The following is a 9,859-nucleotide window of genomic DNA, read 5'->3' on the forward strand; positions in this document are numbered from 1 at the left end:
AAGCCGGACGCCTCACGGCAGCCTGCCCTCCTCGACGCCGTGGCACGCCACCTCGCTGCCGTCGCTGCGCGCGATCAGCCGCGGCACCTCGGCCTTGCAGCGCTCGTTGGCATGCGGGCAGCGCGGATGGAAGGCGCAGCCGGTAGGCGGATGCACCGGGTTGGGCACCTCGCCCTGGATCACGGTGCGCTCCTTGCCCACCCCCTCCAGCGACGGCACCGCGGCCAGCAGCATCTTCGAGTAGGGATGGTGGGGGTTCTCGAAGAGCTGGTCGGCCGGGGCGATCTCGGCGATGCGCCCCAGGTACATCACCGCGATGCGGTCCGACATGTGCTTGACCACCGCCATGTCGTGGCTGATGAACAGGTACGTCAGCCCGTACTCGTCCTGCAGGTCGCGCATCAGGTTGAGGATCTGCGCCTGCACCGAGACGTCCAGCGCCGAGGTCGGCTCGTCGCAGATCATGAACTCCGGCTCGTTGGCCAGCGCCCGGGCAATCGAGATGCGCTGGCGCTGACCGCCGGAGAACTCATGCGGATAGCGGTTGGCGTCCATGGCCGACATTCCCACCTGCTCGAGCAGCTCGCCCACCCGCCGCCGACGGTCGGCACTGCTCATCTCGGGGCGGAAGAAGCGCAGCGGCTCGCCGATGATGGTGCCCACCCGCCACAGCGGGTTGAGGCTGGCGTAGGGGTCCTGGAAGATCATCTGGAAGCGCTTGCGCACGCTGGCGGCCTGACGCCCGGTGCGCCCGGCCAGGTCGCTGATGTCCTCGCCGTCGAACACCAGCTTGCCGCGAGTGAGGCCATAGAGCCCCACCACCAGCCGCGCCACGGTGGACTTGCCGCAGCCCGACTCACCTACCAGCGAGAGCGTCTCGCCGCGGCGGATGGAGAAGCCCACGCCGTCCACCGCCTTGAGCGTGAGCTTTTCGCTGCGCTCGATCACCCGGTTGAGCCAGGGCTTGGAGACGTCGAAATAGCGCGCCAGATCATGGGCTTCGAGCAGGATCTCGCCCTGCGCCGCGGCGCTCTTCTTCACTGCCGTATCAGCGCACATGGCTCACCTCCTCTCCCTCTGCGTCCTGCCGTGGCGGCAGCGGATCGACCGGGTCGTGCAGCCAGCACGCCGCCCGGCTGCCCCCGGCCGGCATCAGGTCCGGCCGCTGGTCACGGCAGCGCTGCTGGGCGTGGGGGCAGCGCGGGTTGAAGGCGCAGCCCGAGGGAATCGCCGCCAGCCGCGGCATGGCGCCCTCGATCTGGTAGAGCCGGTCGAGGCGCTTGGCAATCCCGGGGATCGAGGCCATCAGTCCCTTGGTGTAGGGATGCTGCGGGTGGCGGATCACCTCGTCCACCGGCCCGATCTCGATCAGCCGCCCGGCATACATCACCGCCACGCGGTCGGCGGTCTCGGCGATCACGCCCATGTCGTGGGTGACCAGCATCACCGCCGTGCCGTGATCGGCACACAACCGCTTGAGCAGGGCGAGAATTTGCGCCTGCACCGAGACGTCGAGCGCCGTGGTGGGCTCGTCGGCAATGATGAACTCGGGGCGCGCCGCCAGCGCCAGGGCGATCACCACGCGCTGGCGCATGCCGCCGGAGAACTGGTGCGGGTAGCTGTCGATGCGGTTCTCGGGGGCCGGAATGCCCACCTCGCGCAGCAGCTTGAGCGCCTCCTCGCGAGCCTCGCGCTCGTTCATTGGCAAGTGGGCACGGATCGTCTCGATCAACTGGTCGCCCACCGAGAACAGCGGGTTGAGGCTGGTCAGCGGGTCCTGGAAGATCATGCCGATATGGCGTCCGCGCAGCGGCACGAAGCGCTCCTCGGGCAGGTCGTCGATGCGCTGGCCAGAGAGCAGCACTTCACCGGCAGCGATATGACCGGGCGGCTCCAGCAGGCGGATCACGGCATTGCCGGTCATCGACTTGCCGGCGCCGGACTCGCCCACCACGCCCAGCACTTCGCCGGGAGCGATGTCGAAGGAGACGTCGTCGAGCGCCACCAGGGTACCGTGGCGGGTGGGAAACTCGACCCGCAGATGGCGTACGGAAAGGACCGGCTGCTGACCCGCGGCGCCAGGCTCGTGGCCGGCCACCGGGGCGGCTTGATTAACAGAGCCCTTATCAACGGAGCTTGGGGTTGAGGACATCACGCAACCAGTCTCCCAGCAGATTGACGGAGAGCGCCAGCATCAGCAGCGCCATTCCGGGGAAGAGTAGGATCCACCACTCTCCCGAGAACATGTAATCCTGGCCCACCCGGATGAGGGTGCCCAGGCTCGGCTGGGTGGCCGGCATGCCGACCCCCAGGAACGACAGCGTGGCCTCGGCGATGATCGCCAGCGCCAGGCCGATGGTGCCGATCACCAGCACCGGCCGCATCACGTTGGGCAGGATGTGCTGGAACAGGATCTTGCGCGCCGGCAGGCCGATCACCCGCGCCGCCTGCACGTACTCCTTGCTCTTCTCCACCATGGTGGCGCCGCGTACCGCGCGGGCGTACTGCACCCAGTCGGAGAGGCCGATGGCGATGATCAGCACGATGATGGCCACTTCGGCATGCATCGAGCGCGGCAGGAAGCCGCGGATCACGCCGAAGATCAGCAGCGCCATCAGGATCGACGGGAAGGTGAGCTGCACGTCGGCGATGCGCATGATCAGCGCGTCGCGCCAGCCGCCGCGGAAGCCCGCCAGCAGGCCCAGAGCAGTGCCCATCACCAGGGCGAAGATCACCGCGGCAAAGCCCACCAGCAGCGAGATGCGCGAGCCGTAGAGAATCGCCGAGAAGACGTCGCGGCCCTGGCTGTCGCTGCCCAGCAGGTAGTAATTGCCGGTGAAGTCCGAGGTGGTCATCGGCGGCGTGAAGGCGTCGATCAGCTCCAGTTGACGCGGATCGAACGGGTTCTGCGGCGCAATCCACGGCGCGAACAGCGCGGCGGCGAACATGGTCAGCGTCACCAGGGTGGCCAGTATCACCACCGGCTGACGCTTCCATGAGTAGACGATGTCGCTGTCGAGGAAGGTACGCAGCTTGCTCGGCTTGGGCGGCACGACGGGTACGGCGCTGTCACGGGTCTGAACGTCCTGACTCATTTGCCACCTCCCTGGGCGCGCAGCCGCGGGTCGACGGCATAGTAGAGCAGATCCACCACCAGATTGATGACCACGAACACCAGCGCGATCATCATCAGGTAGGCGGCCATGACCGGCACGTCGACGAAACGCACGGCGGTGATGAACAGCGCGCCCACGCCGGGCCACTGGAACACCGTCTCGGTGATGATGGCGAAGGCGATGATGGTGCCGAGCTGCAGACCGATGATGGTGATGACCGGGATCATGGTGTTCTTCAGCGCATGGCGCAGATGCACCACCCGCTTCGACAGTCCCCGCGCGCGGGCGAACTTGATGTAGTCGGTGCTCAGCACCTCGAGCATCTCGGCCCGCACCAGGCGCATGATCAGGGTCAGCTGGAACAGCCCCAGGGTGATGGCCGGCAGGATCAGCGAGCGCAGCCCGCTGGTGGTGAGCAGGCCGGTGGTCCACCAGTCGCCGATGCGCACCGTCTCGCCGCGACCGAAGGCCGGCAGCATGCCGAGCTCCACGGCGAAGATGTAGATCAGCAGCACGCCGATCAGGAAGGTAGGCAGCGACACGCCGATCAGCGAGGCGGTCATGATGAAATTGGCCAGCCAGCTGCGGCGACGCAGCGCGGTATAGATACCCAGCAGGATGCCCATGACCACGGCGAAGATGGCCGAGATGATGGCCAGCTCCAGGGTCGCCGGCAGCCGCTCGAGGATCAGGTCGGTCACCGGCCGGGCCGAACGATAGGAGATGCCGAACTCGAACTGAGCGGCATTGACGATGAAATTCCAGAACTGCACCACCACCGGCTGGTCGAGACCGAGCTGGGCCCGCAGCGCGGCGCGGTCGGCCTCGGTGGCCTCCTGCCCGAGCATGTTGAGCACCGGGTCGCCGACGTAGTGGAACAGCGAGAACGAAATGAGCGCTACCACGAACATCACGAAGATGGCCTGCAGTACGCGCTGGATCAGAAACGCTAGCATGGGATCACCAAATAACGACGATACCCCCGGCCGCTTGTGGCAGCCGGGGGTAGAGCCTCGCGACGCTTAGTTGTTGAAACGCAGATACTTGAAGTGCGGTGTATTCTCGCTCTGCACCTTGAAGTCGATATCGTCACGCATCGACCAGGTCAGCATCTGATGGTGGATCGGGATGTAGACGATCTCGTCGTGAACGATCTGCCACGCTTCCGCGATCATCTCGTTGCGCGCATCCTCGTCGACCTCCTGGCCCATGGCCACGGTCAACTCGTCCACCCGCTCGTCGGAGAAGCCGGTGAAGTTCCAGGTGCCGTGGTTCTCTTCCTTGGTGTGGTAGAGGTAGTTGAAGATGTACTCGGAATCCATGGTGGGCACGCCCCAGCCCAACAGGTAGAAGTCGTACTCGCCACGCGCCAGCTCGGCGAAATGCAGCGAGCGGGTCTGCGCCACCAGATCCACGGTGATACCGATGCGCGCCAGCATGCTGACCACCGCCTGACAGATCTGCTCGTCGTTGACATAGCGGTCGTTGGGGCAGTGCAGAGTAACGCGGAAGCCGTCGCCGTAACCGGCCTCTTCCATCAGTTCCTGAGCGCGGGCGGTATCCGCCTCGAGAACCTCGTCCATCTCCTCGCTGTAGCCGTTGACGAAGGGCGGCGCGATCATGCCGGCCGGCTGGGAGTTGCCGCGCATGACGGCACGCTGGATGGTGGTGGCATCCACCGCCAGGTTGATCGCCTCGCGTACGCGACGGTCGGCGAAGGGATTGTCGTCAGTGTCGGCGGTACGCAGCTGGGCCGAGCCCATGTCCATGCCGAGGAAGATGGTGCGGTTCTCGGCGCCCTGCTCGTTCTTGATGCCGTCGGCGTTGGCCAGGCGCTCGATGTCCTGTACCGGGGTCTCCTGGAGGAAGTCGACCTCACCGGAGAGCAGTGCCGCCACGCGGGTGGAGGCCGACTCGATGGGCGTGAACACCAGACGAGAGATCTCCATCGGATAGTGGTCGATGCCCCAGTAGTCGTCGTTGCGCACGAACACGGTGCGCACGTCGGGCTCGCGGCTCTCGACGCGGAACGGACCGGTGCCGTTGGCGTTGCGCACGGCATAGGTCTCTTCACCGGCGGCGTAGTTCTGCGCCTCTTCCACCCCGTGCTCTTCCGCCCACTCGCGGCTCATGATGAACAGGTTGGTGAAGTTGTTGGGCAGCAGCGGGTTGGGCTCGTGGGTCTCCACTTCGACGGTGTAGTCATCCACGGCGCGCACTTCGGAGATCGAAGTCAGCAGACCGCGCATGTCGGCGGGCTCGCGGCGCGCCCGGTCGATGGAGAAGGCCACGTCATCGGCGGTCAGCGACTGGCCCTCGTGGAAGGTCACGCCCTCGCGGATCTTGAACACCCACACGGTGGGCTCGTCTTCCTTCACGTACCACTCGGTGGCCAGGCCGGGCTGGTAGGCCACGTCCATGTCCTGATAGATCAGGGTATCGAAGATCTGATGGTTGACCGAATGGGTCGGCCCCTCGTTCTGCGAGTGGGGGTCCATGGTCAGGCTGTCCGCGGAGCGGGTCCAGCGCAGGGTTTCGGCGTTCGCTGCGGTGGCCAACATGGCGCCGATCACGGCGGTGGCCAGTAGGGTCTTCTTGGGTAGCATGTTGTTATTTCCTCAATCAAGCGTTCGATGGGCAGCTGCCCTGGAGAGGTTTCTCCCATACCTTAGCCAAGAAAGCCAGAATTACCTTAGGATTGCTTTTCAGCGTTATTTCGACTGTGGACAGTTACATTTCCGGTGTTGCGAGCGATTCCTGGCAAACCGCTCGGCCGGCCTCGCCGCACCGGCTACAGATGGAAACATTCAACTCGGGTGAACGAAGATGAAACTGCTGACGACACGGGTCGCCCCAGAGTGGGTCGACTACAACGGCCACATGAACGATGCCGAATACGCCCGCGTCTTCTCGCTGGCGGTGGACACCCTGATGGAGCGGATCGGCCTCGATGCCGAGGGCCGCGAGCGTCAGGCCTACACGCTCTTCACCCTGGAAACCCACCTCTGCTACCGGCGCGAAGCTCACCAGGGGCAAACGCTGGTCGTCGAGGCGCTGCTGCTCGACCGCGACGCCAAGCGCCTGCATGTGTTCTTCACCATGCACGACGAAGCCGGCGAGACGCTCGCCACCAGCGAGCAGATGCTGATGGGTATCGATACGGCCAGCCACCGCCCCGCGCCCTTTCCGTCCGGCGTGGCGGATGCGATCGACACCCTGCCGCAGGCCGAGGCGGGCGCCTGGCCTGCGGCGGCTGGGAGGCGTATCGGTATTCCACGACAAGACATACCTGAACACTAAATTGACACCAGTGTACATTGCCATCTACTGTTGTCGGACAGACAACAAGATGGAGGCCCGGGCATGGCCAACGATCCGCTGCTGCAGCCCTTTCAGCTCAAGCACCTGACCCTCAGAAACCGGCTCATGCTGACCTCCCACGAGCCGGCCTACCCCGAGGACGGCATGCCCAAGGCGCTCTACCGCGCCTACCACGTCGAGCGCGCCCGGGCGGGCCTGGGCCTGACCATGACCGCCGGCTCCGCGGCGGTGGCCAAGGACAGCCCACCGGTGTTCAACAACATCCTGGCCTACAAGGACGAGGTAGTGCCGTGGTTGCGGGAACTCGCCGATGCCTGCCACGAGCACGGCACCGCGGTGATGATCCAGCTCACTCACCTGGGCCGACGCACCCGCTGGGACAAGGGCGACTGGCTGCCGGCGGTATCGGCCTGCCACCGCCGCGAACCGGCCCACCGCGCCTTCCCCAAGCAGGTCGAGGAGTGGGACATCGAGCGCCTGATCCGCGACTACGCCGATGCCGCCGAGCGCATGCACGCCGCCGGCCTCGACGGCATCGAGCTGCAGGCCTACGGCCACCTGATGGATCAGTTCTGGTCACCGCTGACCAATACTCTCGAGGGGCCCTACGGCGGCGACCTCGACAACCGGCTGCGCTTCACCTTCGACGTGCTGCGGGCCATTCGCCAGCGGGTCGGTGACGAGTTCATCGTCGGCGTACGCTACACCGGCGACGAGATGCTGGCAGGCGGGCTGACGGCCAGCGACGGCATGGCGATATCACGGCGCCTGAAGGAGAGCGGCCTGATCGATTTTCTCAACGTGGTGCGCGGTCACATCGACACCGATGCGGGGCTCACCGACGTGATCCCCATCCAGGGCATGCCCAGCGCCCCGCACCTCGACTTCGCCGGCGAGATCAAGCGCCAGGTCGACTTCCCCACCTTCCACGGCGCCAAGATTCAGGACGTGGCAACGGCGCGCCATGCCATCGCCTCGGGCAAGGTCGACATGATCGGCATGACCCGCGCCCACATGGCCGACCCCCACATCGTGCGCAAGATCGTCGAGGGGCGCGAAGAGGAGATCCGCCCCTGTGTCGGCGCCAACTACTGCCTCGACCGCATCTACCAGGGCGGTGCCGCCTACTGCATCCACAACGCCGCCACCGGGCGCGAGACCAGCATGCCCCACACCATCCCCAAGGCGGCGCAAAAGCGCCGGGTGGTGATCGTCGGCGCCGGCCCCGCGGGGCTGGAGGCCGCCCGCGTCGCCGGCGAACGTGGCCATGAGGTGGTGGTGCTGGAAGCCGCCAGCGACGCCGGCGGTCAGGTGCGTCTCACCGCCCAGAGCGAGCGCCGCCGCGAGATGCTGGGCATCATCGACTGGCGCCTGGAACGCTGCGAGGCGCTCGGCGTCGAGATTCGCTACAACGTCTGGGCCGAGGTCGAGGACGTGCTCGCCGAGCAGCCGGACGTGGTGATCGTGGCCACCGGCGGCTATCCCATGGACGACCAGCCCGCGGTCGGCCATGAGCTGGTGGTCAATACCTGGGACATCCTCTCCGGCCACGTGGCGCCGGGCAAACGCGTGCTGCTGTTCGACGACGCCGGCGATCATGCCGCCATGCAGGCGGCGGAGATCATCGGCGCCAGCGGCGCCGAGCTCGAGATCATGACCCCCGACCGCACCTTCTCGGCGGAGATCATGGCCATGAACCTGGTGCCCTACATGCGCGCCCTGCAGCGCCCCAACGTCACCTTCACCCCGACCTACCGGCTGAAGTCGGTGCAGCGCGACGGCGGCGAACTGCTCGCCCGTATTACCAGCGACTATGTATCGCCGGGCAAGCAGGACCTGGAGCAGGCGCGGCGCATCGACCAAGTGGTGGTCAACTACGGCATCACGCCGATGGCGGACGTCTACTTCGAGCTCAAGGCGCACTCGAGCAACGGCGGCGAGGTAGACTACGACGACCTGATCGCCGGCCGGCCCCAGGCGGTCGTGCGCAACCCGCAAGGCCGCTTCCAGCTGTTTCGCATCGGCGACGCCGTTTCGTCGCGCAATACCCATGCGGCAATCTATGATGCCCTGCGGCTGGTGAAGGATATCTGAGGCGCTTTACGAAAAGCGCCTAGAGAAAGGAGAGAGCGCCGAGATGCGAACCGCCACTGACAGCGATGCAAAATGGAAAGGCTCCCGCGAGGCCTGGCTCGACGCCGCCTTCGAGCTGCTGCTCGACTCCGGCGTGGATAGCGTGCGCATCCTGCCGCTGGCCAAGCGGCTCGATGTCTCGCGCACCAGTTTCTACTGGTTCTTCAAGGATCGCGAGGCGCTGCTCGACGCTCTGGTCGAACGCTGGCGGGAGAAGAACACCCAGGGCCTGGTGCGCCAGACCGAAGCCTACGCCGAGAGCATTACCGAGGCGATCCTCAACGTCTTCGACTGCTGGCTGGACCCCGAGCTCTTCGATTCCCCGCTGGAGTTCGCCATGCGCAGCTGGGCGCTGCAGTCGGATGAGGTGGCCAAGGAAATCGACATGGCCGACGAGGCGCGCATCGAGGCACTGACGAAAATGTTCGAGCGCTACGGCTTCGAGCCGCTGGCAGCCAACGTGCGCGGCCGCACCATCTACCTGACCCAGATCGGCTACATCTCGATGAAGACCCAGGAGGCACTCGAGGTCCGCATGCAGCGCATTCCCGCCTATGTCGAGATCTTTACCGGGCAGGCGCCGCAACCCCGCGAGCTGCAGCGCTTCCAGGCCCGGCATGGCTTTGTGCTGGAAAGCACCCAAGCGGCATCCGGCACTGCCGGTCACTGATCCAGCCGCTCCTCGAATGCCGGCAGAATCTCGAACAGATCATCGACGAGACCGTAATCCGCCACCTGGAAGATCGGCGCCTCTACGTCCTTGTTGATCGCCACGATCACCTTGGAATCCTTCATGCCGGCCAGGTGCTGGATGGCACCGGAAATACCCACGGCGATGTAGAGCTCCGGCGCGACGATCTTGCCGGTCTGCCCCACCTGCATGTCGTTGGGCACGAAGCCGGCATCCACCGCCGCTCGCGAAGCCCCGATGGCGGCACCCAGCTTGTCGGCAATCCCATCGAGCAGCTTGAAGTTCTCGCCGCTGCCCATGCCGCGTCCGCCGGAGATGACCACCTTGGCCGCTGCCAGTTCGGGACGGTCGCTCTGGGCCAGCTCCTGCTTGACGAAGGCGGACTGACGGTTCTCCACCACCGTGTCGACGCTCTCGATGGCGGCACTATTCCCTTCGCCCACGGCATCGAAGCCGGTGCTGCGCACGGTGATCACCTTGAGGCTGTCGGCGCTCTGCACCGTAGCGATGGCGTTGCCGGCGTAGATCGGCCGCTTGAAGGTGTCGGCGTCGACCACTTCGACGATCTCGGAGAGCTGGCTGACGTCCTTCAGCGCGG

Annotated in this window: 9 protein-coding genes; 3 read left to right on the forward strand and 6 right to left on the reverse strand. The window is 65.8% G+C overall.

Annotated elements, in window-relative coordinates; all coding sequences use genetic code 11:
* Positions 1–12 precede the first annotated feature (12 nt).
* The 5 genes from C4S71_RS15710 to C4S71_RS15730 form a co-directional block, all read right to left on the reverse strand.
* Positions 13–1,059, reverse strand: a complete 1,047-nt coding sequence (locus tag C4S71_RS15710; RefSeq protein WP_103969757.1) for an ABC transporter ATP-binding protein — start codon at positions 1,057–1,059, stop codon at positions 13–15.
* On the reverse strand, positions 1,049–2,152 hold the full coding sequence (locus C4S71_RS15715) for an ABC transporter ATP-binding protein (protein WP_235014537.1): 1,104 nt from the start codon (positions 2,150–2,152) through the stop codon (positions 1,049–1,051). The genes C4S71_RS15710 and C4S71_RS15715 overlap by 11 nt, the downstream gene beginning before the upstream one ends.
* Positions 2,127–3,095 (reverse strand): ABC transporter permease, encoded by a 969-nt coding sequence (locus C4S71_RS15720; protein WP_103969759.1) that lies wholly within the window; start codon positions 3,093–3,095, stop codon positions 2,127–2,129. Before C4S71_RS15720 ends, C4S71_RS15715 begins: the two co-directional genes overlap by 26 nt.
* Positions 3,092–4,072, reverse strand: coding sequence for an ABC transporter permease (locus C4S71_RS15725; RefSeq protein ID WP_086509539.1), 981 nt, complete (start codon positions 4,070–4,072; stop codon positions 3,092–3,094). The genes C4S71_RS15720 and C4S71_RS15725 overlap by 4 nt, the downstream gene beginning before the upstream one ends.
* Positions 4,073–4,138: 66 nt before the next feature.
* Positions 4,139–5,722, reverse strand: coding sequence for an ABC transporter substrate-binding protein (locus C4S71_RS15730; RefSeq protein WP_103969760.1), 1,584 nt, complete (start codon positions 5,720–5,722; stop codon positions 4,139–4,141).
* A 220-nt stretch (positions 5,723–5,942) separates the two neighbouring features.
* Here C4S71_RS15730 and C4S71_RS15735 point away from each other — a divergent pair, with 220 nt between their 5' ends.
* From C4S71_RS15735 to C4S71_RS15745, 3 genes are all read left to right on the forward strand, one after another.
* Positions 5,943–6,416, forward strand: a complete 474-nt coding sequence (locus C4S71_RS15735; RefSeq protein ID WP_086509541.1) for a thioesterase family protein — start codon at positions 5,943–5,945, stop codon at positions 6,414–6,416.
* Between the two features lie 63 nt (positions 6,417–6,479).
* Positions 6,480–8,531 (forward strand): NADH:flavin oxidoreductase, encoded by a 2,052-nt coding sequence (locus C4S71_RS15740; protein ID WP_103969761.1) that lies wholly within the window; start codon positions 6,480–6,482, stop codon positions 8,529–8,531.
* Between the two features lie 43 nt (positions 8,532–8,574).
* Positions 8,575–9,240: a TetR/AcrR family transcriptional regulator gene (locus C4S71_RS15745; RefSeq protein WP_103969762.1), complete on the forward strand. Its 666-nt coding sequence runs from the start codon at positions 8,575–8,577 to the stop codon at positions 9,238–9,240.
* Here C4S71_RS15745 and C4S71_RS15750 read toward each other — a convergent pair.
* Positions 9,234–9,859: FAD-binding protein (locus C4S71_RS15750; RefSeq protein ID WP_103969763.1), on the reverse strand; the 626-nt coding region annotated here is incomplete at its 5' end. The two genes, C4S71_RS15745 and C4S71_RS15750, sit on opposite strands and share 7 nt — an antisense overlap.

It is taken from the genome of Billgrantia desiderata, from assembly GCF_900108215.1.
GTDB lineage: Bacteria > Pseudomonadota > Gammaproteobacteria > Pseudomonadales > Halomonadaceae > Halomonas > Halomonas desiderata.

What these genes read in the sequence shown, in the direction of transcription:
- C4S71_RS15710 (WP_103969757.1), bottom strand. Translation starts at nt 1,059, where the DNA reads ATGTGCGCTGATACGGCAGTGAAGAAGAGCGCCGCGGCGCAGGGCGAG.
- C4S71_RS15715 (WP_235014537.1), bottom strand. Translation starts at nt 2,152, where the DNA reads ATGTCCTCAACCCCAAGCTCCGTTGATAAGGGCTCTGTTAATCAAGCC.
- C4S71_RS15720 (WP_103969759.1), bottom strand. Translation starts at nt 3,095, where the DNA reads ATGAGTCAGGACGTTCAGACCCGTGACAGCGCCGTACCCGTCGTGCCG.
- C4S71_RS15725 (WP_086509539.1), bottom strand. Translation starts at nt 4,072, where the DNA reads ATGCTAGCGTTTCTGATCCAGCGCGTACTGCAGGCCATCTTCGTGATG.
- C4S71_RS15730 (WP_103969760.1), bottom strand. Translation starts at nt 5,722, where the DNA reads ATGCTACCCAAGAAGACCCTACTGGCCACCGCCGTGATCGGCGCCATG.
- C4S71_RS15735 (WP_086509541.1), top strand. Translation starts at nt 5,943, where the DNA reads ATGAAACTGCTGACGACACGGGTCGCCCCAGAGTGGGTCGACTACAAC.
- C4S71_RS15740 (WP_103969761.1), top strand. Translation starts at nt 6,480, where the DNA reads ATGGCCAACGATCCGCTGCTGCAGCCCTTTCAGCTCAAGCACCTGACC.
- C4S71_RS15745 (WP_103969762.1), top strand. Translation starts at nt 8,575, where the DNA reads ATGCGAACCGCCACTGACAGCGATGCAAAATGGAAAGGCTCCCGCGAG.